We start from the raw sequence: 22,803 nt of genomic DNA, 5'->3' as shown, positions 1-22,803 counted from the left end.
TGAATGGAACGCCGCCGATGAGCAGTGCCCCGCAGACGAGCACGATCGAAAGAGACCAGACCATGACGATGACGCCGGAACAGGCCACCTGGTTCTCCGGCGTGTTCGAGCGCATCGTGTCGAATGTCGACCAGGTGCTGCTCGGCAAGGCCCACATCATCCGGCTCGCGCTCACAGCTCTCTTCAGCGAGGGGCACCTGCTGCTCGAGGACTACCCCGGCACGGGCAAGACCTCCCTCGCGCGGGCCATCGCCCAGAGTGTGCGCGGAACGAGCAACCGCGTGCAGTTCACACCGGACCTGCTGCCTGGCGACATCACCGGCGTCAACATCTACGACCAGCGCACCGGCAACTTCGAGTTCCACCGCGGCCCGGTGTTCGCGAACATCGTTCTCGCCGACGAGATCAACCGGGCGAGCCCGAAGACCCAGTCGGCACTCCTGGAGGTCATGGAGGAAGGCCAGGTGACCGTCGACGGCGTGACGCACCCCGTCGCCGGCCCGTTCATGGTCATCGCCACGCAGAACCCGATCGAGCAGGCGGGCACCTACCGGCTGCCCGAGGCGCAGCTCGACCGGTTCATCATGAAGGCGTCGATCGGCTACCCGGACCACGAGGCGACGATCCGCATCCTCGAGGGGTCGGAGCGCAAGGCGCACGACATCATCGTTCCTGAGGTCGTGCCGGCGGCGACGGTCGTCGAGATGGCGGCGCTCGCGCGTGCGGTGCACGTCGACGCCTCAATCAACGACTATGTCTCGCGCCTGGTGGATTCGACCAGGACGGCGACAGAGGTGCGCCTCGGCGTCAGCGTGCGCGGCGCGCTGGCCCTCGTGCGGGCGTCCAAGACCCTCGCCGCAGCGAGCGGCCGGTACTACGTGACCCCCGACGACGTGAAAGCCCTTGCCGAACCCGTGCTCGCTCACCGCCTCGTGCTCGACCCCGAGGCGGAGTTCGAAGGTGTGACCTCCTCGAGCGTCGTCGCACAGATCCTCATCGAGACGGCACCACCGATCGATCGGCCCGCCGTGTGACGAACACCGCGAAACTGCCCCAGACGGAGCTCACCAACGCCCGCGCCCGGATCGTCGGGACGCGTGACGGTGTGCTCGCCGACGCCATCGTCTCCCTCGTGCGGTTCACCCGCGCGACGGGTGCGGCGATCGCGCGCGTCTGGGCGTGGCTGACCGGCGTCATCACCGCGCTCGGCTGGTCGATCATCGTCGTCGGCGTCGTCTCGCTTGCAGCCGGGTACGGGCTCGGCTGGGTCGAGGCGGTGGTCGTCGGCTGGACCGCCCTTGTGATGATCGCCATCGCGACGCTGTACCTCGCCGGCCGCAACGCGTACGACGTCAGGCTCGGTCTCCCCGGCAACCGGGTCGTGGTCGGCGACAAGGCGCCGGGCGAAGTGATCGTCGCCAACCCCACCCGCAGGCGGCTTCCGGGCGTGCGCGTCGAGGTGCCCGTCGGCAGCGGCCTGGCCGAGTTCGCAGCCCCCTCCCTGCCCCGCGGTGACAGCCACAGCGATGTCTTCCTCGTGCCGACCTCGCGCCGCGGGATCATCCCGATCGGTCCGGTACGTACGGTGCGCGCCGACCCGGTCGGCCTGTTGCGGCGTGAAGTCGTCTGGGCGGAATCGCTCGACCTCTTCGTGCATCCGCGCACGATCGCCATCCCGAGCATGAGCACCGGGTTCGTGCGCGACCTCGAGGGCGCGCCGACCCGTGACCTCACCGCGAGCGACGTCGCCTTCCACGCGCTTCGCGAATACGTGCCCGGGGATGAGCGGCGCAACATCCACTGGAAGAGCACGGCGAAGACCGGCAGCTACATGGTGCGGCAGTACGAGGAGACGCGGCGCAGCCACCTGCTGGTCGCGCTCAGCCTCTCGAATTTCGACTACGCCACCGCGGAGGAATTCGAGCTCGCCGTCAGCGCGACCGCTTCCCTCGGCGTGCGCGCAATCCACGATTCGCGCACGCTCTCGGTGGTGGCGAGCGAGGAGACGCCGGAGTTCGCGAAACGCACGGTGCACGCGGTGCGCCGCATCAGCACCATCAACCGAGGCAGGCTCCTCGACGACCTCTCCGCCGTCGAGACCGCGAATTCGGCGTTGCGGGTGACCGAGCTCGCGCGCATCGCGGCAGAAGGGGCCGCCGGCACCTCGATCGCCTTCCTGGTCTGCGGCTCCGCTGTGACCCCCGCGCAACTGCGCTCGGCCTCTGCCCACTTCCCGGCGGGGGTCGATGTCGTGGCCGTGGTCTGCGACATCGGTGCCACACCGCGACTGCGCCGGGTGGCCGAACTGAGCGTGCTCACGATCGGGTTCCTCGAAGACCTCCAGAAGAGCCTGGCGAAGAGGATGGCGGCCTGACATGAACAGGACACGCGCCGGTTTCGTGGTGATCAACACCCTGCTCGCCATCCTGACGACAGGCCTGGCCGCGGCGTCGTTCTGGCCGGTCTACCAGGATGTCGCGTTCTTCACGATGCTCTCCGTCACCCTTGCCGTCGGTGCGGCCATCGCTTTGTGCGGGGCATTCTTCCACTGGCCGAGCATCGCCGTCACGGGAGCGGTCGTCGCCGCCTATCTCGTGCTCGGGGTGCCGCTCGCCGTGCCCAGTGAGGCGACCGGCGGCGTCATCCCGACCGGCCAGGGTCTCACCACCCTCGTGACGGCGACCTGGGAGAGCTGGAAACAGCTGGTGACGATCTCCCTCCCCGTCGGGTCGTACCAGGCGCTGCTGGTGCCCCCGTTCATCCTCACCCTGCTCTCGATCGTCATCGGACTGTCGGTCGCACTGCGGGCGAAGCACGGCGAGCTCGCGGCGATCCCGCCGGTTCTGCTGCTCGCGGCCGGCATCATTCTCGGCCCCGGCTCGTCTTCACTCCCGATCGCCCTCACGCTCGGGCTGATGGCACTCCTGCTCGTCTGGCAGGTCTGGTTCCGCTGGCAGCGGCGGTCTGTCTCGATCGGCATGCTCGCCGAGCACACCGGTGTGCTCGTCGAGACGCCGCGGGAGCGTCGCTTCGCCGGCGTGCGGACGGTCGTCGGCGCCGCGGTCATCCTCGTCGTCGCCGGGACAGCGGGTACCGCAGCGGCCGTCGTGCTGCCCGCAAGGAGTGAACGGCAGGTCGTGAGGACCGCGATCGAGCAACCCTTCGACCCTCGCGCATACGCGAGCCCGCTGAGCGGGTTCCGCAACTACCTCCAGCCCGCCGAATCCGATCAGCCCATGCTGACCGTGAGCGGCCTGCCCGCCGACCACCGCATCCGTATCGCCACCCTCGACACGTACGACGGCATCGTCTACTCCGTCGGCACCGACCGGGTCTCGAGCGCGTCCGGCTCGTTCACACGCGTGCCGTACCACCTCGAGCAGTCGGGGGTGGACGGCACGAAAGACGTGATCTCCGTCACCGTGCGTGGATACTCGGGCGTCTGGGTGCCCGGCAGCGGCCAGCTGCAGCAGATCACCTTCATAGGCGGCGACACCGAGGCGCTCGCAGGCTCGTTCTTCTACAACGACACGTCGGGCACAGGAGCCGTGACCCGCGGCCTGCGCGCCGGTGACGCATACACGATGGATGCCGTGGTCAAGCCGCAACTCACACCGGCGCAACTGGTCTCCGCCCAGCCCGGAAGCGCCACGGTGCCGAAGCCGGTCGTCGTTCCGGACGAGCTGGCCCAGACTCTGCAGAAGTACTCGTCGGCGCAGAGCACGCCCGGCGCGAAGCTCGCCGCCGCCCTGAAAGGTCTGGCCGCCGACGGCTACATCAGCCACGGTATCGGGCCGAACGAGCCGGTCAGCAGGTCCGGGCACGGAGCCGACCGCATCACCCAGCTCCTCACAGACGACCCCATGGTGGGCGACCAGGAGCAGTACGCGGTCACCGCCGCACTCATGGCACGCCAGCTCGGCTTCCCGGCTCGTGTCGTGGTCGGTTTCGTCGCGCCCGCCAGCGCATCCACCGGGACTCCGGTCACACTGACCGGCGCGGACATCTCGGCCTGGATCGAAGTGCAGACCCGCTCGGCCGGCTGGGTGACCGTCGACCCGACCCCGCCCATCCGCCCGATCCCGCCCAAGCAGCCGGACACTCCGACGCAGATCTCCCGCCCGCAGACCAACGTGCTTCCCCCGGTCGACGACACGCAGGGCCAGCGTGACGAACCGCCGCAGGCGCAGATCGACAACAGCGACCAGAACAACCCGGACCCCCTGCTGGCGACGATCCTGGCGATCCTCACGATCGTGGGATGGACGCTGCTCGGTATCGCGGTGGTCTCGGCGCCGTTCCTCGCGGTCATCGGCGCGAAATGGCGCAGGCGCACGCTGCGGCGGACGGCGCTCACCTCGGTCGACCGCATCAGCGGGGGCTGGCGTGAGTTCGCCGACGCTGCAATCGACCACGGTTACGATCCGCCGCCGGCCGCGACGCGCAGCGAGTTCGCCCGCACCATCGGCGGCTCACGGGCCGCCGCGCTGGCATCGGTGGCCGACCGCGCCGTCTTCAGCCCGTTCGCACCGAGCCCGGAAGAGGCGGACACGGTCTGGCGCGCGGTGGACGACCTGCGGCATGCCCTCGGCAGACGCCAGTCGCGCTGGCGCCGCTTCGTCGCGCTCATCTCGCTGCGCTCGCTCGGTGTCAGTCGCGCGCGAACCGTTCGGAGGTCCCGAAGGTGAACTGCAGGGTATGCGGCAGCGAGCTGCCGGACGGCGCGCTCTTCTGCGGGGAGTGCGGAAGTTCCGTGACGGCGACCCGGGTGCGCCCCCCGGCGGTCGCGGACTCGCGGCCGTCTGACACGAGCGTTGTCCAACCCCTGCCGAAACCCGCCGTGGTGGGGCGGTTTCCGGGCGCCGACGACGCCGCCGCGTGGCAAGGGGCCGAACCGGAACCCGCCGAGCAGGCGTCGGTATCCGCGGCTGAGCCTGTGCCCGCGGCTGAGCCTGTGCCCGCGGCTGAGCCTGTGCCCGCGGCTGAGCCTGTGTCTGAGCCTGAGCCTGTGTCGGAGCCTGAACCCGACCTGGCGCCGGCGTCCCGCGGCACCGTCGCCCCCGAGGTCCCGCACGCCGCCTTCACCCTGTCATTCAGTACGGGGGAGACCGTCAGGGTGAGCGGGACCGGGCTCGTCGGCCGCCGCCCGATCGCGCAGCCCGGGGAAGCGTTCGACCAGCTCGTGGCTCTCGATGATCCCGGCCGCTCCGTGTCGAAGACGCATCTCGAGTTCGGCCTCGAGGGCGACGAGATGTGGCTCCTCGACCGCTACTCCGGCAACGGCACCATCGTGCGGCCGCCCGGCGGCGTCGTCCGCCAGTTCGAGCCAGGGCGACGATATCGCGTCGCCCGGGGCTCACGGGTGGAGATCGGCGACCAGTACTTCGACGTGAACTGATCGCCGTTCACGGGGTCCTCCGGCCGTATTCAGCCTGCGACGGCAGAGCCCACGGTTCCTGCAGTGAGCCCGAGTGCCGCAGCGACTGCATCATTGGTGACGATGCCGGCGTGCGTGTTGAGGCCGAGCGCGAGGGATGGGTCCGCCGACAGGGCTTCGCGCCAGCCACGGTTCGCCAGTGCGCGGGCATACGGCAGCGTCGCATTGGTCAGCGCGTAGGTCGACGTGTGCGGCACGGCGCCCGGCATGTTGGCGACGCAGTAGAACAGTGACTGGTGAACGGTGAACGTCGGGTCGGTGTGGGTGGTCGGGTGGGAGTCGGCGAAGCATCCGCCCTGGTCGACGGCGATGTCGACGAGCACGCTGCCGGGCTTCATTCGCGACACGAGTTCGTTGCTGACCAGTTTCGGTGCCTTCGCCCCCGGCACGAGCACGGAGCCGATGACCAGGTCGGAGGCAACTACGGCCTTGTCGATCTCGAAGCTGTTCGAGGCGATCGTCTTGATGCGTCCTGCGTACAGGGCGTCGAGTTCGCGAAGCCGGGCGATGTTGGTGTCGAGCACCGTGACCTCGGCGCCGAGGCCGACGGCGACGCTCGTCGCATTCGTGCCGGCGACTCCGCCGCCGAGCACGGTGACGACGGCAGGATGGGTTCCCGGCACACCGGGCACCAGCAGACCGGGGCCGCCGTTGGGCTTCATCATCGTGTTCGCGCCGACGATGGGGGCGAGTCGCCCGGCCACTTCGCTCATGGGGGCGAGGAGGGGGAGCGCGCGGTTCGGCAGCTGCACCGTCTCGTATGCGATCGCTGTCACGCCGGAGTCGAGGAGCGCGCGCGTGAGCGCTTCTTCGGCGGCCAGGTGCAGGTAGGTGAAGAGAACGAGGTCGGAACGGAAGTACCGGTACTCGGATTCGACCGGCTCCTTCACCTTGAGGAGGAGTTCTGCGATCTCCCAGGTGCTCTCCGCGTCGGGGAGGATCGTGGCACCGGCCGACACGTATGCCTCGTCGGGGATCGACGAGCCGGTGCCTGCACCCGTCTCCACATACACCTCGTGGCCGTTTCCGACGAGGTCGTGGACCCCTGCCGGGGTGATCGCCACCCGGAATTCGTTGTTCTTGATTTCGCGGGGGATCGCGACCTTCATGGTGCTCCTAACACATCTTCGATGACCGTGCGGCTGCAACCAGCGTAAACCGTCGGACCGACGATTTCGACCGGCATATGACCACTTCGATGCTGATTTCGTAAAGTTTATGTTTCCAAATGGCCGATTTCCCCATTGGGTGCTGCGCATCGGTGTGTGCCTGTGACAGTATCGATCCACCGCAGCGTCGCGGAAGAATACGTAACCCTAGTGTCGTATATCAAAGGAGCACCAACGTGAGCTCGAGGCCCCAGCCCCAGGACCCGATGATCCAAAGACTCATCCAGACCGCACGCCAGTCGCAGGTCACCCGCCGCGGAATTCTCGCCGGTGCCGGAGCCGGAGCGGCGGCGCTCGTGCTCGCCGCCTGCTCGACCGGCGGCGCGTCGGCCAAGCCAACAGCGGCCAAAGACCAGTCGTCGACCGACAAGACGCTGACCTGGGCCAACTGGCAGGCCTATCTCGACCAGGATTCCGGCGGCAAGTATCCGACGCTGGAAGCGTTCCAGAAGAAGACCGGTCTCTCGGTCAAATACGACGTCGCCGTCGACGACAACAACACGTACTATGCCAAGGTCAAGGACCAGCTTGCCCTCGGCAAAGACATCGGCGCCGACACGGTGTGCCTCACCGACTGGATGATCGCCCGGCTCATCCGGTTCGGTTATGTCCAGAGTTTCGACGAGGCGAAGATTCCGAACAAGAAGAACCTCGTGCCCGCACTCGCGAATGCGGATTTCGACCCGGGGCGCACCAAGTCCCTGCCGTGGCAGAGCGGGTTCGCCGGCATCTGCTGGAACAAGAAGAAGGTTCCGAACGGCCTGAAGTCGGTGGACGATCTCTGGGATTCGAGCCTCAAGGGCAAGGTCGGCGTGCTGAGCGAGATGCGCGACACCATGGGCCTGATCATGCTCCAGCAGGGCGTCGACATCTCGAAGAGCTTCACCGACGACCAGTACATGAAAGCCATCGACAAGCTCACCAAGGAGGTGAGCGACGGCCAGGTCCGCAACATCAAGGGCAATTCATACCTGAACGACCTGAAGAGCGGTGACACCCTCGCTGCGATCTGCTGGTCGGGTGACATCACCCAGCTCAACGCGGAGGCCGGCGACAACTGGGAGTTCGCGCTCCCCGAGGCCGGCGGAACGCTGTGGAGCGACAACTTCGTGATCCCGATCGGTTCGCCGCGCAAGTCGAACGCTGAAGAGCTCATCAACTACTACTACGAGCCGGCCGTCGCCGCCGAAGTCGCGGCCTGGGTGAACTACATCACGCCCGTCGTCGGCGCGAAGGAGGAGGCGATCAAGATCGACCCGGCCCTCGCGGACAACCAGCTGATCTTCCCCGACTCCGCGACCCTGTCGAACGCCAAGATCTTCCGCTCGCTCACCCCTGCAGAGGAACAGAAGTACCAGGCGGCATTCCAGAAGGTGATCCTGGGCGCCTGATGGCCAAGGGAGTTTTCGCCGAATCCGGCGCCGACCTGCAGCTGGTCGGGATCACCAAGCGTTTTCCCGGGTTCACGGCCATCGAGAACCTCGATCTCACGATCCCGGCCGGCTCGTTCTTCGCCCTGCTCGGCCCCTCGGGGTGCGGAAAGACGACCACGCTCCGCCTCGTGGCGGGGCTGGAGGAGCCGACAGCGGGCAGCATCCTGATCGGCGGCAAAGACGTCACGTCGACCAAGCCGTTCCAGCGGCCCGTCAACACGGTGTTCCAGAGCTATGCGCTCTTCCCCCACATGACGATCCTGGAGAACGTGGCCTTCGGGCTTCGCAGGCGCAGGATCGCAGACCCGGTCGCGCGGGCGCACGACGCGCTGAGACTGGTCGAGCTCGACCATCTCGCGGCCCGGCGCCCCGCCCAGCTCTCCGGTGGCCAGCAGCAGCGTGTCGCCCTCGCCCGCGCCGTCGTGAACCGTCCGGCGCTCCTGCTGCTCGACGAGCCGCTCGGCGCCCTCGACCTCAAGCTCCGCAGGCAGATGCAGCTCGAGCTCAAGTCGATCCAGACCGAGGTCGGCCTCACGTTCGTGCACGTGACGCACGACCAGGAAGAGGCGATGACGATGGCCGACACGGTCGCCGTCATGAACAAGGGCACCATCGAGCAGATGGGCTCGCCCGAAGTGCTGTACGAGCTGCCGGCGACGGTCTTCGTCGCCAATTTCCTCGGCCAGTCGAACCTGTTCTCCGGCCCTGTGCGCGACGACGGCGGAACGACGATCTCCCTCGACATCGGCGGTCACCGACTGGTCGTCCCGAAGAGCAGGGCGCAGCGACACCACGGTCGGGTCACCGCCGGCGTACGGCCCGAGAAGCTGTCACTGCACACCAGCGAGGCAGCGGTCCCGGGCGGTCGCAACCAGCTCGGTCCCGGCCGCGTCATCGACGTCTCCTTCAGCGGCGTCAGCACCCAGTACCTGGTGGACGTGCCCGGCGTCGGCACCGTGGTCGTCTTCGCGCAGAACATGGCCGCAGGCCCCGTCGCGGCCCTCGGCAGCCAGGCCTGGGTGAGCTGGGATGCCGACCACACGTTCGTGCTCGCCGACGACCCGGCCGACGTTGCCGACGCGGACTCGGCCGGGGATGCGGACACGGCGATGATCGCGGCACAGACCAGGGAGCGGCTGCTGTCCGAGCTCGAGGAGGCCTGAGATGGCGCTCGCCGCGTTCACGACAGCCGCCCCGGCGCAGGAACCCGCCCAGCGCCGCAAGAGCGGCATCGCGCTGGTCCTGCTGCTGCCCGGTGTGCTCTACCTCGTCCTGTTCTTCCTCACGCCCCTCGTCTCGCTGATCATCACGTCCTTCCAGGCGCCGGTCGAAGGCGGCGATATCGGGCAGTACCAGGCGGCGTTCCAGTGGCAGAACTACACGGATGCGGTCGCCGAGTACTGGCCGCAGATCATCCGCTCGTTCGGCTACGCGCTCATCGCGACCGTGGCCGCCCTGCTTATCAGCTACCCGCTCGCCTATTTCATCGGCGTCAAAGTACGACGCTTCCCGCTGGTGCAGAACCTGCTGATGACCCTCGTCATCGCCCCATTCTTCATCAGCTTCCTGCTGCGGACGCTCGCCTGGAAGCAGCTGCTCTCCGACGACTCCTGGTTCACGAGCTCGCTCAAGGCGCTCTCGATCCTTCCGCCGGACGCGCACCTCACGGGCACGCCGTTCTCGGTGATCTTCGGCCTGACCTACAACTTCATCCCGTTCATGACCCTGCCGCTGTATTCGACGCTCGAACGGCTGGACACCCGGCTGCTCGAAGCGGGCTCCGACCTGTATGCCGGGGCGTTCACGACCTTCCGCAAGATCACCATCCCGCTGTCGATGCCCGGCATCGTGTCCGGCACCCTGCTCACGTTCATCCCGGCGGCCGGCGACTACATCAACGCGTCGCAGGACTTCCTGGGCAGCGCGGACACCTCCATGATGGGCAACGTCATCGAGAGCAACTTCCTGGTGCTGCAGAACTATCCGGCGGCTGCGGCCATGTCGGTCATCCTCATGGCGGTCATCCTCGTGATCGTCGGATTCTATGTAAAGCGCAGCGGAACGGAGGACCTGCTGTGAGACGCACCCGTTTCCGTTTCCGGGGGTTCGGACTGGCCACCTATGCGTTCCTCGCGCTCGCGTTCCTGCTCATCCCGATCGTCTACACGTTCATCTTCTCGTTCAACGACGCACTCAAGAACAACATCGCCTGGCGTGGCTTCACCCTCCGAAACTGGACCAATGTCTGCGATGCGCCGGGGATCTGCGACGCCTTCACGGCGAGCATCGTCATCGGGGTCGTCTCGACCGTGATCGCTACAGCACTCGGCACCATGATCGCGATCGCCCTCATGCGTTACCGCTTCCGGTTCCGCTCGCAGACGAGCCTTCTGCTGTTCCTGCCGATGGCGAGCCCCGAGGTCGTGCTGGGTGCCGGCCTCGCGGCGCAGTTCCTCAGCCTCGCCGTGAACAAGGGCTTCGGCACGATCATCATCGCCCACGTGATGTTCTGCATCAGCTTCGTCGTCGTGACGGTGAAGGCGCGTGTGGCGAGCCTTGACCCGGCACTCGAGGAGGCCGGCCGTGACCTCTACGGTTCGCCGAACGCTGTGTTCTGGCGTATCACGTTCCCGCTGCTCCTGCCGGGGATCGCGGCCGCCGCCCTGCTGTCCTTCTCCCTCAGCTTCGACGACTTCATCATCACGAACTTCAACGCCGGTGCTGTGACGACGTTCCCGATGTACATCTACATCGCGGCGTCGCGCGGCATTCCCGCGCAGGCGAACGTGATCGCATCCGCGGTGTTCATCCTGACGATCCTCGTCGTGCTGATCACCCAGATCACCGGTGCCGCACGCGCGAGGCGACTCGCGCGCGTCCGCTAGCACACCGAACGAGCACAGGAAAAGTCACCCTATTACTGAGGTGGCTTCAGGTTGTCAGCGCAACACCGTTGATTAGTTGGTTCAGCATGGCATGTGGGCTGCGGTAGTCGAGGGTTTTGCGGGGACGGATGTTGAGGAGGCGTTGGGTTTCGGCGAGGTCGTCATCGGTCACGTCGTTGAAGTTCGTGCCCTTGGGGTAGAAATCGCGGATCAGGCCGTTGGTGTTCTCATTGCTGCCACGCTGCCAGGGCGAGTGCGGATCACAGAAGAACACCGGGCAACCGGTCTTGACCGTGAACGCTCGATGGCCGGCCATCTCGCTGCCCTGGTCCCAGGTGATCGTTTTCGTCAGCTCCGCCGGGAGCCCTTCGATCATGCCGGCCAGGACATCGGTGACCGTGCAACTGTCGCGCATCCCGGGCAGCCGCCCCAGCAACACATACCGGGTTTGCCGTTCAACGAGAGTGACGATGCCGGAGTTGCCCGGGCCGACAACAAGATCGCCTTCCCAATGCCCGGGAACGGCCCGGTCATTCACCTCCGCGGGACGATCCGTCAGACGCGCCCCGTCCAACCAGGGCCGGTTGGTGCGGGCGGGCAGCTTCGACTGCGGAACCCGGCCGGTTCTGCCCGTCCGGAGCGCTTTGACGACCGTCAACTCGTGCCGCAACGCCCCGCGGCCCTGGACATACAAGGCCTGGTAGATCGTTTCGTGGGACACCTGCATCTCCGCCCGGTCTGGGAACACCACCCTCAACTCGCCGGCGACCTGCTGCGGCGAGAACTTCAGGTTCAAGCGTGACACGACCTCGGACCGCAACACCGGATCGGCAAGCTTCCCCGGCCGAGTCCGAGGCCGTCGCCGGAGCGCACGATAGTGAGCGACCTCCGCGTCGTAATGCTGGGCCTCCCAATGCCGCACCTGATGCGCCTGGATCTCCCGCGACACCGTCGACGGGTGAACCCCGAGCTCACGCGCGATCGCCCGCACCCCCAACGGCTCAGGCAATGACAGGGCTGCCTGAATGAACGACCGATCCGCGAGCGTCAACCGCCGATACGACCGGGCTGAGGAACCCGCCACCTGCCGACCCACGTCGACGACTGCGATGCCGCCATTGCGGCCATCCACGATCTCCATGCCAGCCAATCTGGCCCAACTATTCACCGTCGTTCCTGCGACACCCAGCCGCGACCCGACCGACAAAGCCGACTCGCCCCTCAGCAACCCCCGATAAGCCAACGCCCGTGTCTCCCACGCAAACTTCGTCGTCACAACACACCCCACACGATTGAGGTGTTGCGCTAGGAACTAGAAACCACCTGAGTTTTAGGGTGACTTTTCCTGGGCTCGACGGCTGGTGTGCTCGTCGGCTGGTGGGCTAGGTCAATACGGCTAGGCGGGGTAGGACGCAGTGATCGATCCGACGGGTGCGCCGCCTCCGAGCACCGCGAGGTCGAGCTCCGGCGTGAGCGCGTCGACGTCGGCCGCCGTGACCGCGCCGGCGTCGACGAGGAGCCGGAGAGCGACGATCGACGCGGCGCGCAGGCTGCCGTCGAGCACTTTGAGGGCCACGGTCGTGCCGTCGGCGGCGGCCATCACCATGACGCCCTCAGCGCCGAGCTTCGCGAAGACACCGAGGCGGTCGATGACGACCGTGTTCGCCCGGCCGGGTCCGTCGATGGCCCACCCGTCGGCGAGAACGGCGCTCTTGAGGATCGCCGCGTTGCGGTAGAGCGCGAACGGCGAGCCGTCCGACGCGGTCGCGATCCGCTGGATGCCGCGGGCGAGCGCTTCGAGGGACATCGCGTAGACGGGGGCGCCGCAGCCGTCGACCGCAGTGGCGGCGACCTTCTCACCGGTCAGGCGTTCGACGGTCTCGCGGATGCGCACCTGCAGCGGGTGCTGCGGGTCCAGGTAGGTGTCGGTCGGCCATCCGTTCGCCACACAGGCGAGCAGCATGGCTGCGTGCTTGCCCGAGCAGTTCATGAACAGCCGCTGTTTCGTCTCGCCCGCACGGATGAGGTCTTCGCGTGCGTGTGGGTCGAGCGGCCAGTCCCGCGGGCACTGCAGCCCCGTCTCAGGGAGCTGTGCCTGAGCCAGCAGCCCCCGCACGACAGAGAGATGCGCGGGCGTCCCCCCATGGCTGGCTGTCGCGAGCACGGCGCCCGGGCCGTCGAGCGGCACGCCGGCGCCCATGACCGCGATCGCCTGGAACGGCTTCATGCTCGAGCGCGGGAAGATCAGCGCGCGGGGGTTGCCGAGCGCACGCACGACGGCACCGTCGCGGCCGAGCACGATCGCCGACCCGAGATGCCGCGATTCGGCGAATCCGCCCCGTTCGACGACGGCGAGTTCGACCGCTTCGTCGCCTGTGAAGGTTCCGCGCGGCGCCGTTCCCAGCGTCACAGGGCGGCGAAGGCGTCGTCGAGCACCGAGACGGCGTCGGCGATCAGCTCGTTGGTGACGGCGAGGCTCGGCAGGAACCGCAGGACGTTGCCGTAGGTGCCCGCGGTGAGCACGAGCAGGCCGTGCTGCGCCGCGTAGGCGGCGATCGCGGTGACAGCCGCCGCGTTGGGCTTCTTCGACGAATAGGCGGTGCCGGGCTGCACGAGTTCGATTGCGAGCATCGCGCCGATTCCGCGTACGTCGCCGATGATGTCGTACTTCTCCTGCAGGTCGAGCAGTGCGGGCTTGAGGGCCTCCTCGATGCGGCGACCCTCGGCGAGCAGGTTGCCGCGCTCGATCTCCTCGAAGACGGCGACGGCTGCGGCTGCGGCGACGGGGTTGCCGCCGAAGGTGCCGCCCAGCCCGCCCGGGTGGGAGGAATCCATGATCTCGGCACGGCCCGTGACGGCGGCCAGGGGGAGCCCGCCCGCGATGCCCTTCGCGCTCAGCACGAGGTCGGGCACGAGGCCGAAGTGCTCGCTGGCGTAGTAGGCGCCCGTGCGTGCCATGCCGCTCTGGATCTCGTCGGCGATGAACACGATGCCGTTGGCGGTGCACCACTCCTGGAGCGCCGGCAGGTAGCCGTCGGCGGGAACCATGAAGCCGCCCTCACCCTGGATGGGCTCGACGACGAGGCAGGCGAGGTCGGCAGCGCCGACGATCTTCTCGAGGTAGCCGATCGTGCGGGCCGCGGCCTCGGCCCCGGTGAGCCCGTCGTGGTAGGGGTAGGAGCTGGGGGCGTGGTAGACGTCGCCGGCGAACGGTCCGAACCCGGAGCCGTACGGCATCGCCTTGAAGTTCATGGCCATCGTGAGGTTGGTGCGCCCGTGATAGGCGTGGTCGAGCACGGCGACGCCGCGGCGCCCGGTGTACTTGCGGGCGATCTTGACGCCGTTCTCGACGGCTTCCGCACCCGAGTTGACGAGTACGGTCTTCTTGGCGTGGTCGCCGGGAGTGTGCTCGGCGAGCAGCTCGGCGACGCGCACGTACTCCTCGTACGGCGTGACCGTGAACAGGGTGTGGATGACGTCCTGGAGCTGCGACGCTGCAGCTTCGACGACGGCCTTCTCCGTGTGGCCGATCGTCGTCACGCCGATACCGGCGCCGAAGTCGACGAACTGGTTTCCGTCGACGTCGACGAGGATGGCACCGCTCGCCTTGGCGATGTAGACGGGCAGAACGGATGAGACACCCGACGGGACGACGGCCAGCCGTCGCTCATGCAGTGCCTGCGATCGGGGGCCGGGGATCGCCGTGACGATGCGGCGCTCCTGGGGGATGGAGACGACGGGGGCGTCCGAGGACGCAGCGGTGCTCAGCGTTTCAGTCATGATGGGAAAGTTTAGCCCGGGGCCGCTGCTGACAGAATCGGATCATGAAGAACGCACACCACTACGAGGTCTCCGTCGAATGGACGGGCAATCGGGGCACCGGAACGAGCGCGTACCGCGCCTACGGCCGCGATCACATCGTGACGGCGGTCGGCAAACATGAGATCTCCGGTTCGTCGGACCGCGTGTTCTTCGGCGACCGGGATCGGTGGAACCCGGAGGAGATGCTGCTGAGCGCACTCAGCCAGTGCCACATGCTCAGCTACCTGCACGTGGCGACCAATCACGGCGTGGTCGTCGTCGCCTATTCGGACGACGCGACGGGCCTCATGGAGGAGACCGGCAACGGGGGCGGCCACTTCACCAGCGTCACGCTGCGCCCGCGCGTGACGGTCCTGGATGAGGGGATGCTCGAGACGGCCAGGGCCATCCACCGCGAGGCCGCAGAGAAGTGCTTCATCGCGGCGTCGGTGAACTTTCCCGTCGGCCACGAGCCCGAGACCTACGTGCTCGTCTGACCCGGCCCCCGGCCCAGGTCACGCCGTGGCGCACTCCACGGTGGCGGGCGCGCTCGTCGCCACCCTGGTGGCGGGCGCCGCGGCTGCTGCCGCATCCTCTTCTGACCAGCGGCGCATGGCCGCTGCCCAGCGACCGTCGCGCGCGACGTCGAAGTCTCGGCCGCGCGCTTCGCGCTGGCGCCTCAGCATGCGGTCGTCGTCGTCGCGTTCACGGAACTGCGACGAGTTGATGAGCCAGAGTGCGAGCGGATGCATGGTGTCCTCCTACAGCGATGTAACCTGCAAAACCTTTTCGGTAGTTACAATACTAACTAACCTGCTATCGGGTTACAATGGTTATATGCGTACGAATGAAGACGAGCTCCGGGAGCCAGAACTGGGCGCCGACCTGCTTGTCGCGTTCGTCAACACGCTCGACCTCGACGAGGGCACCGACGTGCTCGACGACCCCGCCGCCTTCGAGAATTGGTGCTCCGAGCGCGCTGTGAGCGCCGGCGACCCCGAAGAGGCCCGGTCGGTGAGGGATGCCCTCCGCTCGTTCCTCGGGGGCGGCAGCCCTTCGCTGCCGAGCCTCGAGCTCGAGACGACCTGCAGCGATCGGGTCGTATCGCTGCGCGCGCGCACGGCCGCCGAGGCAGCCGTCGCCTCGTCGGTGGTGCTGAGCATCCAGGGGTCCATGGGCCGGGTGAAGCTCTGCGCGGCCGACGACTGCCGCTGGGCGTTCTACGACCGGTCGAAGAACGGTTCCCGCACCTGGTGCAGCATGGGCGTGTGCGGCAACCGCCAGAAGGCGCGGACCTACCGTGCCAAGGGCGACGAATGACGACCGGTCGGGCGCCCGCTACAGGCGTTCGTGCGGCAGTGCCCGCCTGACGCGTTCGACCGTGGTCGACGGCGGAGCCTCGTTGTACTTATTCGCCAGTTCCTGCCCCGTGAGGGCGTGGATGGCCGCCATCACCTCATCGGTCGCCTGGCGACGGGCCCGGCCGGAATCCGCGCTCCCGTAGTGCGTGAGATCGATGGGTTTGCCGAACGTGATGGTGATCGGACGCACGCGCGGCACGCGGGTTCCGACCGGCTGGAGTTCGTTGGTGCCGACCAGGCCGACGGGAACGACCAGGGCGCCGGTGGTGAGTGCGAGCCACGCGATGCCGGTACGTCCTTTGTACAGCCGGCCGTCGAGTGAACGGGTCCCCTCGGGGTACAGGGCGAACGCTGCGCCCGTGTCGAGGATGCGCTTGCTCTGGTCGAGCGCATCCTGCGCGGCCTGACCTGCGCCGCGTTCCACTCCGACGGCACCGATCGCCGTGAAGAAGGCCCGAGAAATCGCGCCCTTGAAGCCGGTGCCGGTGAAATAGTGCGACTTGGCCAGGAACTGCACCCGGCGGGGCGCCATCAGGGGGATGGCGACCGAGTCGATGAACGACAGGTGGTTGCTGGCGAGGATCACCGGCCCCGTGCGCGGAACGTTCTTGCGCCCGATGACGGTGGGGCGGTAGACCAGGCGGGCGATAGGCGCGACGACGGTGCGGATGAACAGGTAGAGGAAGCCGGGGCGCCGGGGGGCCTCCGTCGTCCCGCCATCGGGTTCGATTTCCGTCACGTCATCGAGCGTAGCGATATTTGTATTCCCGTGGCGGAATGATCTCAGCGGTTGTCTCACACAGCTGGCAGGTCGAAGGGCCGGTCAGACGGACAATCGTGACCGCCGGCATAGTTCAGGCATGACGGGAGCCAGTCGGAGAACCGCACGGTGAGCGGCGAGCCGAACCATTGGTTGAAGATCCGCGAGAAGTTGAGGTTGCCGAAGGTCGAGCATGCGCCTGCCGGACCTTTCGGGTGGGCGACGGTGTCCGCGTTGGGCTGGTACGGCGTGTAGTTGTAGAGGTTGGCGGTCGCCTGGTTCCGGATGTGCACGGTGCTCGCGCCGCAGGCCTTGTCGGGGTGGTACTGGATGGGCACTCGGCCGACGCGATAGTGCCATTCGTTCGGGTGGAGGGTGTATTCACGGAACTGCCACGCGGCGCGGTACACCTGGTTGAAGAATCCGCGGTACTTCGTATCGCAGGCGGCGGTGTCGGGGCACGCGTACCCGGTCGCTTTCGCGTAGCCCGACGCACTCGGCGCGGTCAGCAGCGACTGCTCCTTCTGGAGGAGCACCAGCAGTACCTGCGGGTTGATGCCGCAGGCCACCGCCACGCGCTCGATGATGCTGCTGGCCTCCTCGTCGCGGCGGCCCTTGATCGCGTCGCAGTGGCCAGGACCCTGCGCAGGGATGCTCCGGCTGTCCGTCGTGTAGTCGGCCAGGCACGGCGACGTGTCTTTCGGGATGCATGCACGCGCTTCGAGGAAGTCCTGGATGTCGCTCGCCGACATCGACTGCACGTTGTAGAACGAATCGTCGCTGATGATCAGCCCGGGATGGAAGGGAGGATCGGATGCGGCGACCGCCGGCGCAGCACCGACCGTCATGACGACGGCGATCGCCGCAGCCACAGCGCCGATCGCCGTGGAAGTCCTGCCGCGCAGTCCCATGCCCGGCCGGATCAGTTGAACCGCGCGAGAGCCTCTTCGATGACGGTCGCCGCGTCGCCGATGAGTTCCTCGCTGATGACCACCGACGGCATGATGCGCAGCACGCTGTCCCAGCTGCCGGCGTCGAGGGCGATCACGCCGTTCGAGGTCGCATGCTTCAGCACCGCCGTCAGCGCCTCCGGGTTCGGCTTCTTCGTGCCGGGGTGCACGAGCTCGACGCCGAACATCGCGCCCTTGCCCCTGACCTCCCCGACGACGGCGAACCGCTCCGCCCAGTCGCCGATGCGGGCGAGGAGGGCGCGCTCGACGCGCTGCGCTTCGGCGAGCAGGCCTTCGCTCTCGATCACCTCGAAGACGGCGAGGGCTGCGGCTGTCGAGACGGGGTTGCCCCCGAAGGTGCCGCCGATGCCGCCGGGCTGGACCGCATCCATGATCTCCGCGCGGCCGGTGACCGCGGCGAGCGGGAACCCGCCGGCGATGCCCTTCGCACTCGTGACCAGATCGGGGACGACACCGTGGTGCTCGATCGAGTACCACGTGCCGGTGCGCCCGATGCCGGCCTGGATCTCGTCGGCGACGAAGACGATGCCGTTCTCTGTGCAGAACTCGCTCAGCCTGCGGAAGAAGCCGGGGGCCGGGATGATGATGCCACCGTCGCCCTGGATCGGCTCGACGAAGAGCGCTGCGAGCTCGGTCGCCCCGATATGGGTGTTGATGTAGTCGATGGTGCGTTCTGCGGCTTCTTCGCCCGTCATGCCCTCCGGGTCGCGGAACGGGTAGCTGATCGGCACGCTGTAGAGCTCGCCGGGGAAGGGGCCCATGCCGGCACGCTCCGGCCACGGCCGGTAGGTCATCGCCATCGTGAGGTTCGTGCGTCCGTGGAACGCGTGGTCGAGGGATGCGATGGCGCGTCGGCCCGTGAACTTGCGGGCGATCTTCACGGCGTTCTCGACTGCCTCGGCCCCTGAGTTGACGAGGATCGAGTGCTTCTCGAAGTCGCCCGGGGTGATCTGGGCAAGCTTCTCGGCGACGCGCACGTAGTTCTCATACGGCGTGACCGTGAAGAGCGTGTGTGTCAGCTTCGCCGCCTGTTCGGCGGCGGCGGCCGCCACTTTCGGGTGGGCGTGCCCGATGGTCGTCACGCCGATTCCGCAGCCCAGGTCGATGAGCCGGTTGCCGTCGACGTCGACCAGGATCGCGCCGGAGCCGCTCTCCATATAGATGTTCGCCAGCGTCCCGGCACCCCGGCTGACAGAGGCGACCCGCCGTTCCTGCAGGGCGATCGACCGCGGACCGGGAAGGGCGGTGACGAGCTTGCGGGCCTGAGGTACGGAGAAGTCACGAGTCATACGGTCCATCGTAGGTCGGTCGTGTTTCGGGCTCGTCACCGAGCGCCGGAACCGGTGAATGGTCAGGAGGTGTTAAGACCGCTGTCAGCTTGGGCAAAGCCGGATAGGTCAGACTGGGCAACACACCATCTGTCTTTCGAAAGTGATCCCGTGCGCAAAACCCTCTCCCTGATCGTCGCCGCCGGCGCCATCCTCGCCCTCGCGGCCTGCAGCTCGGGTTCCCCGACGCCGACCTCGACCACCGCAGCGGCATCCGGCGCGAAGTGCGTGAGCACCCCGTCGGGCTCGACCTCCAAGTCGGTCTCCGTGACCGGCGACTTCCGCGCAACGCCCACGGTGAAGTTCTCCACGCCGCTGAAGGCGACCTCGACCGAGCGCACCGTCGTCATCAAGGGCTCCGGCTCTGACGTCAAGCCGGCGAGCACGGTCGACATCGCGCTCGCCGCCTACAACGGCACGACGGGCAAGCTGCTCAGCGCGAGTGGGTTCGACAAGACCAGCCCTGTGCCGATCGTCGTCGACGACACCCAGTACGTTCCCGGCCTCGTGCGCACGATCGAGTGCGTGCCCGTCGGTTCGCGCGTCGTCACGACCTCCACGGTGAAAGATTCGTTCGGCAGCGCAAACACCTCCAGCCTCGGCCTCAAGGCGACCGACACGGTCGTCTTCGTCGCAGACGTCGTCGACGTGGTGCCGACCCGCGCCAACGGCAAGGCCGTCGCGCCGACCGCAGGGTTCCCGACGGTGAAGCTGTCGAGCATCGGCCAGCCGACCGTCACCATCCCGAAGACGGCTCCGCCGACCACGACGAAGATCGCGCTGCTCAAGCAGGGCGATGGCGCCGTCGTCAAGTCGACCGACACGATCTCGCTCCAGTACCAGGGCGTGCTCTGGCGCACCGGCAAGGTCTTCGACCAGAGCTGGGGCCGCGGGGTCTACAGCGGACCCGTCACCGGCTTCGTGCCCGGCTTCACCAAGGCGCTCGAAGGCCAGAAGGTCGGTTCGCAGGTCATCGTGATCATCCCGCCGGCCGACGGCTACGGCTCCAAGGGCAACGGCGACATCAAGGGCACCGACACCATGGTGTTCGTGATCGACATCGTGAAGAGCACGCACTAGCGAAGTAGCATGGGCCCTGTGCGCAGGGTAGTGATTCTCGGTTCGACCGGGTCGATCGGAACGCAGGCCCTCGACGTCATCCGCGCCAACCGTGAGCGGTTCTCCGTGGTCGGCCTCGCGGCCGGCACGAACACCGAACTCCTCGCGGAGCAGGCGACCGAGTTCGGTGTCGCGGACACCGCGCTCGGAGCCGAAGACGCCGAGCGGCTGGTGCGCTCCGTCGACGCCGACGTCGTGCTCAACGGCATCACCGGATCGGTGGGCCTGGGGCCGACGCTCGCCGCGCTCGAAAGCGGGCGAACCCTTGCGCTCGCGAACAAGGAGTCGCTCATCGTCGGCGGCGAGCTCGTGACACGGATTGCACAGCCGGGCCAGATCGTGCCGGTCGACTCCGAGCATTCCGCGATCGCGCAGGCGCTGCGTTCCGGCACGGCAGCTGAGGTCGCGCGGCTGGTGCTCACCGCATCCGGGGGCCCGTTCCGCGGGCGCAGCCGCGATTCGCTCCGCGATGTGACGCCGGCCGAAGCGCTCGCCCATCCGACCTGGGACATGGGCCTTGTGGTGACGACGAACTCGTCGACCCTCGTGAACAAGGGCCTCGAGGTGATCGAAGCGCACGTGCTGTTCGACGTGCCGTACGAGCGCATCGAGGTGACGGTGCATCCGCAGTCCGTCGTCCACTCGATGGTGGAGTTCGTCGACGGCTCGACGATCGCCCAGGCGTCACCGCCCGACATGCGCCTGCCGATCTCGCTCGGCTTGGACTGGCCGAACCGCGTCGCGGGCGTCGGCGTTCCGCTCGACTGGTCGGCGGCCCACGCGTGGACGTTCGAACCGCTCGACGCCGAAGCCTTCCCGGCTGTCGCACTGGCCAAGCGCGTCGGCACCGCGGGCAGCACCTATCCCGCTGTGTTCAATGCGGCAAACGAGCAGGCGGTCACGGCGTTCCACGCCGGCCGCATCGGCTACCTCGACATCCTCGACACGGTCGAGCGCGTCGTCGACGCCCACACCCCGGAACCGGTTCTCACCCGCGAGACGCTGGCCTTCGCCGAGCTCTGGGCGCGCGCCGAGGCCGACCGCCTCATCGCCGCCCACTGACCCCCGCTCGCTCCATCCGCCGAGCACAGGGAAAAGCATCCCATTTTTGAGAAATGGCATGTCTTTTCCTGTGCTCGAGGACATGCCGGGGCGCACAGGGAACGGTCGGGTGGTTCCAAGGTGGGCGGCGGTAGTGTTGCCGCGTGGAATCCGTGCTTCTCTTCATCCTCGGCGTCGCCATCATGGTGGTCGGCCTCGCCCTGTCGATCGGTCTGCACGAGATCGGGCACCTCGTGCCGGCGAAGCTGTTCGGCGTCAAGGTCACCCAGTACATGATCGGGTTCGGCAAGACGCTCTTCTCGTTCCGCAAGGGCGAGACCCAGTACGGCGTCAAGGCGATCCCGCTCGGCGGCTACATCTCGATGATCGGCATGTTCCCCCCGGGCAAAGACGGCGCGGGCGCACGCGACGCGACCACCGGCTTCATGCAGAACATGGTGCAGGATGCGCGCGAGCAGAGCGCGCAGACCATCGCAGCAGGCGAAGACAGCCGCGCCTTCTACCGCCTCCCGGTCGCCAAGCGCATCGTCATCATGCTCGGCGGGCCGGTGATGAACCTCCTCATCGGCATCGCGTTGTTCGCTGTGCTGCTCTGCGGCTTCGGCACCGCCCAGAACAGCACGACCGTCGCCACGGTTAACACCTGCCTGATTTCGCCGACGGCGACGAACCAGAAGTGCGCTCCCACTGACCCTGCCGCACCGGCATACGCCGCGGGCATCCGCCCGGGCGACCGCATCGTGAGCATCGACGGGACAGCGATCACCAGCTGGGACCAGTCGACCGCGATCATCCAGAAGTCCGCGGGCACGCCACTGGCCGTCGTCATCGAGCGCAACGGAGCGAAGCAGACTGTGACGGTCACCCCCGCCACGACGAAGAAGTACGTGACGGACGCACAGGGCGCCGTAAAGAAGAACGCGAGCGGCGCATCCCTGACCACCGAGGCCGGTTTCGTCGGAATCGGTCCGCTGCGTGAACTCGTCCAGCAGCCGCCGACGGCGGTGCTCCCCGCGGTCGGCACCCAGATCGGCGCGGTCGGCGGCATGATCGTCGACCTCCCGCAGCGTATGGTCGGCGTCTGGAACGCCGCCTTCGGCTCCGGCCCGCGCGACCCCAACGGCCCGATCAGCGTGGTCGGGGTCGGACGTGCGGCAGGGGAGCTCACCGCGCTCAACAATGTTCCGGTCGTCGACAAGGTTTACACGATGATCGGCCTGCTCGCCTCGCTGAACATCGCGCTGTTCGTGTTCAACCTGATCCCGCTGCTGCCGCTCGACGGCGGCCACATCGCCGGGGCGCTATGGGAGGGCATCCGCCGGAGCTGGGCGAAGCTCTTCAAACGGCGTGACCCGGGTCCCGTCGACATGGCGAAGCTGATGCCGCTGACCATGGCTGTCGTCGTCGTCCTGGGCGGCATGAGCCTGCTCCTGATCTACGCGGACATCGTCAACCCCGTCAACCTCTTCGGCTAGTG

The 22,803-nt window shown here is 67.5% G+C and carries 21 protein-coding genes; 13 read left to right on the top strand and 8 right to left on the bottom strand.

Annotation, left to right across the window (positions count from 1 at the left end; genetic code table 11):
• Window positions 1-62 precede the first annotated feature (62 nt).
• From ACPPVQ_RS14740 to ACPPVQ_RS14725, 4 genes are all read left to right on the top strand, one after another.
• Window positions 63-1,034: an AAA family ATPase gene (locus tag ACPPVQ_RS14740; RefSeq protein WP_426521290.1), complete on the top strand. Its 972-nt coding sequence runs from the start codon at window positions 63-65 to the stop codon at window positions 1,032-1,034.
• Window positions 1,031-2,374: a DUF58 domain-containing protein gene (locus tag ACPPVQ_RS14735; protein WP_426515846.1), complete on the top strand. Its 1,344-nt coding sequence runs from the start codon at window positions 1,031-1,033 to the stop codon at window positions 2,372-2,374. Before ACPPVQ_RS14740 ends, ACPPVQ_RS14735 begins: the two co-directional genes overlap by 4 nt.
• A 1-nt stretch (window position 2,375) precedes the next feature.
• Window positions 2,376-4,688, top strand: a complete 2,313-nt coding sequence (locus ACPPVQ_RS14730; RefSeq protein WP_426515844.1) for a DUF4129 domain-containing transglutaminase family protein — start codon at window positions 2,376-2,378, stop codon at window positions 4,686-4,688.
• 320 nt (window positions 4,689-5,008) lie between these two features.
• Window positions 5,009-5,398, top strand: coding sequence for an FHA domain-containing protein (locus ACPPVQ_RS14725; RefSeq protein WP_426521409.1), 390 nt, complete (start codon window positions 5,009-5,011; stop codon window positions 5,396-5,398).
• Window positions 5,399-5,427: 29 nt separating this feature from the next.
• On the opposite strand, the gene ald is transcribed toward ACPPVQ_RS14725, so the two are convergent.
• Window positions 5,428-6,546 carry an alanine dehydrogenase gene (gene ald, locus ACPPVQ_RS14720; protein ID WP_426515843.1) on the bottom strand — a complete coding sequence of 373 codons (1,119 nt, stop codon included), beginning with the start codon at window positions 6,544-6,546 and terminating at the stop codon, window positions 5,428-5,430.
• Between the two features lie 266 nt (window positions 6,547-6,812).
• Between ald and ACPPVQ_RS14715 the strand changes: the two genes are divergently transcribed.
• The 4 genes from ACPPVQ_RS14715 to ACPPVQ_RS14700 are packed head-to-tail and all read left to right on the top strand — an operon-like array spanning window position 6,813 to window position 10,924.
• Window positions 6,813-7,997, top strand: a complete 1,185-nt coding sequence (locus ACPPVQ_RS14715) for an ABC transporter substrate-binding protein (RefSeq protein WP_426521288.1) — start codon at window positions 6,813-6,815, stop codon at window positions 7,995-7,997.
• Window positions 7,997-9,202: an ABC transporter ATP-binding protein gene (locus ACPPVQ_RS14710; RefSeq protein WP_426515841.1), complete on the top strand. Its 1,206-nt coding sequence runs from the start codon at window positions 7,997-7,999 to the stop codon at window positions 9,200-9,202. The genes ACPPVQ_RS14715 and ACPPVQ_RS14710 overlap by 1 nt, the downstream gene beginning before the upstream one ends.
• Window position 9,203: 1 nt before the next feature.
• The gene (locus ACPPVQ_RS14705; RefSeq protein WP_426515840.1) at window positions 9,204-10,118 is read left to right on the top strand and encodes an ABC transporter permease; all 915 of its coding nucleotides are present in this window, start codon (window positions 9,204-9,206) and stop codon (window positions 10,116-10,118) included.
• On the top strand, window positions 10,115-10,924 hold the full coding sequence (locus ACPPVQ_RS14700; protein ID WP_426515839.1) for an ABC transporter permease: 810 nt from the start codon (window positions 10,115-10,117) through the stop codon (window positions 10,922-10,924). Before ACPPVQ_RS14705 ends, ACPPVQ_RS14700 begins: the two co-directional genes overlap by 4 nt.
• A gap of 46 nt (window positions 10,925-10,970) precedes the next feature.
• Here the strand turns inward: ACPPVQ_RS14700 and ACPPVQ_RS14695 are convergent, their stop codons facing one another.
• From ACPPVQ_RS14695 to gabT, 3 genes are all read right to left on the bottom strand, one after another.
• Window positions 10,971-12,200 carry an IS30 family transposase gene (locus ACPPVQ_RS14695; protein WP_426515838.1) on the bottom strand — a complete coding sequence of 410 codons (1,230 nt, stop codon included), beginning with the start codon at window positions 12,198-12,200 and terminating at the stop codon, window positions 10,971-10,973.
• A gap of 120 nt (window positions 12,201-12,320) precedes the next feature.
• The gene (locus ACPPVQ_RS14690) at window positions 12,321-13,328 is read right to left on the bottom strand and encodes an asparaginase (protein ID WP_426521286.1); all 1,008 of its coding nucleotides are present in this window, start codon (window positions 13,326-13,328) and stop codon (window positions 12,321-12,323) included.
• Between the two features lie 2 nt (window positions 13,329-13,330).
• On the bottom strand, window positions 13,331-14,704 hold the full coding sequence (gene gabT / locus ACPPVQ_RS14685) for a 4-aminobutyrate--2-oxoglutarate transaminase (protein WP_426515837.1): 1,374 nt from the start codon (window positions 14,702-14,704) through the stop codon (window positions 13,331-13,333).
• Window positions 14,705-14,748: 44 nt separating this feature from the next.
• Between gabT and ACPPVQ_RS14680 the strand changes: the two genes are divergently transcribed.
• Complete coding sequence (locus tag ACPPVQ_RS14680) at window positions 14,749-15,222, top strand: OsmC family protein (RefSeq protein WP_426515836.1); 474 nt, start codon at window positions 14,749-14,751, stop codon at window positions 15,220-15,222.
• 18 nt (window positions 15,223-15,240) lie between these two features.
• Here the strand turns inward: ACPPVQ_RS14680 and ACPPVQ_RS14675 are convergent, their stop codons facing one another.
• Window positions 15,241-15,477, bottom strand: a complete 237-nt coding sequence (locus tag ACPPVQ_RS14675) for a hypothetical protein (RefSeq protein ID WP_426515835.1) — start codon at window positions 15,475-15,477, stop codon at window positions 15,241-15,243.
• Window positions 15,478-15,562: 85 nt separating this feature from the next.
• On the opposite strand from ACPPVQ_RS14675, the gene ACPPVQ_RS14670 reads away from it, so the two are divergent.
• Window positions 15,563-16,045 (top strand): CGNR zinc finger domain-containing protein, encoded by a 483-nt coding sequence (locus ACPPVQ_RS14670; protein WP_426515834.1) that lies wholly within the window; start codon window positions 15,563-15,565, stop codon window positions 16,043-16,045.
• An 18-nt stretch (window positions 16,046-16,063) separates the two neighbouring features.
• Here the strand turns inward: ACPPVQ_RS14670 and ACPPVQ_RS14665 are convergent, their stop codons facing one another.
• The 3 genes from ACPPVQ_RS14665 to ACPPVQ_RS14655 form a co-directional block, all read right to left on the bottom strand.
• On the bottom strand, window positions 16,064-16,816 hold the full coding sequence (locus ACPPVQ_RS14665) for a lysophospholipid acyltransferase family protein (RefSeq protein ID WP_426521284.1): 753 nt from the start codon (window positions 16,814-16,816) through the stop codon (window positions 16,064-16,066).
• A 65-nt stretch (window positions 16,817-16,881) separates the two neighbouring features.
• Window positions 16,882-17,757: a hypothetical protein gene (locus ACPPVQ_RS14660; RefSeq protein ID WP_426515833.1), complete on the bottom strand. Its 876-nt coding sequence runs from the start codon at window positions 17,755-17,757 to the stop codon at window positions 16,882-16,884.
• Window positions 17,758-17,768: 11 nt separating this feature from the next.
• The gene (locus ACPPVQ_RS14655; protein WP_426515832.1) at window positions 17,769-19,115 is read right to left on the bottom strand and encodes an aminotransferase class III-fold pyridoxal phosphate-dependent enzyme; all 1,347 of its coding nucleotides are present in this window, start codon (window positions 19,113-19,115) and stop codon (window positions 17,769-17,771) included.
• A gap of 141 nt (window positions 19,116-19,256) precedes the next feature.
• Here ACPPVQ_RS14655 and ACPPVQ_RS14650 point away from each other — a divergent pair, with 141 nt between their 5' ends.
• From ACPPVQ_RS14650 to ACPPVQ_RS14640, 3 genes are all read left to right on the top strand, one after another.
• Window positions 19,257-20,225, top strand: coding sequence for an FKBP-type peptidyl-prolyl cis-trans isomerase (locus ACPPVQ_RS14650; protein ID WP_426515831.1), 969 nt, complete (start codon window positions 19,257-19,259; stop codon window positions 20,223-20,225).
• Window positions 20,226-20,243: 18 nt separating this feature from the next.
• Window positions 20,244-21,326 (top strand): 1-deoxy-D-xylulose-5-phosphate reductoisomerase, encoded by a 1,083-nt coding sequence (locus tag ACPPVQ_RS14645; protein ID WP_426515830.1) that lies wholly within the window; start codon window positions 20,244-20,246, stop codon window positions 21,324-21,326.
• Window positions 21,327-21,469: 143 nt separating this feature from the next.
• Window positions 21,470-22,801, top strand: coding sequence for a M50 family metallopeptidase (locus tag ACPPVQ_RS14640; protein ID WP_426515829.1), 1,332 nt, complete (start codon window positions 21,470-21,472; stop codon window positions 22,799-22,801).
• The last annotated feature ends 2 nt before the right edge of the window (window positions 22,802-22,803 follow it).

It is taken from the genome of Leifsonia sp. McL0618, assembly GCF_049994905.1.
In the GTDB taxonomy this organism is placed as follows: domain Bacteria; phylum Actinomycetota; class Actinomycetes; order Actinomycetales; family Microbacteriaceae; genus Diaminobutyricibacter.
The sequence above is the reverse complement of the archived record's forward strand: the minus strand, read 5'-3'. Positions and strand labels throughout refer to the sequence as shown.

Coding starts and splice junctions, on each gene's coding strand:
- ACPPVQ_RS14705 (WP_426515840.1), top strand. CDS start 9,204: ATGGCGCTCGCCGCGTTCACGACAGCCGCCCCGGCGCAGGAACCCGCC.
- ACPPVQ_RS14675 (WP_426515835.1), bottom strand. CDS start 15,477: ATGCATCCGCTCGCACTCTGGCTCATCAACTCGTCGCAGTTCCGTGAA.
- ACPPVQ_RS14740 (WP_426521290.1), top strand. CDS start 63: ATGACGATGACGCCGGAACAGGCCACCTGGTTCTCCGGCGTGTTCGAG.
- ACPPVQ_RS14660 (WP_426515833.1), bottom strand. CDS start 17,757: ATGGGACTGCGCGGCAGGACTTCCACGGCGATCGGCGCTGTGGCTGCG.
- gabT (WP_426515837.1), bottom strand. CDS start 14,704: ATGACTGAAACGCTGAGCACCGCTGCGTCCTCGGACGCCCCCGTCGTC.
- ACPPVQ_RS14715 (WP_426521288.1), top strand. CDS start 6,813: ATGATCCAAAGACTCATCCAGACCGCACGCCAGTCGCAGGTCACCCGC.
- ACPPVQ_RS14730 (WP_426515844.1), top strand. CDS start 2,376: ATGAACAGGACACGCGCCGGTTTCGTGGTGATCAACACCCTGCTCGCC.
- ACPPVQ_RS14680 (WP_426515836.1), top strand. CDS start 14,749: ATGAAGAACGCACACCACTACGAGGTCTCCGTCGAATGGACGGGCAAT.
- ACPPVQ_RS14670 (WP_426515834.1), top strand. CDS start 15,563: ATGCGTACGAATGAAGACGAGCTCCGGGAGCCAGAACTGGGCGCCGAC.
- ACPPVQ_RS14710 (WP_426515841.1), top strand. CDS start 7,997: ATGGCCAAGGGAGTTTTCGCCGAATCCGGCGCCGACCTGCAGCTGGTC.
- ACPPVQ_RS14655 (WP_426515832.1), bottom strand. CDS start 19,115: ATGGACCGTATGACTCGTGACTTCTCCGTACCTCAGGCCCGCAAGCTC.
- ald (WP_426515843.1), bottom strand. CDS start 6,546: ATGAAGGTCGCGATCCCCCGCGAAATCAAGAACAACGAATTCCGGGTG.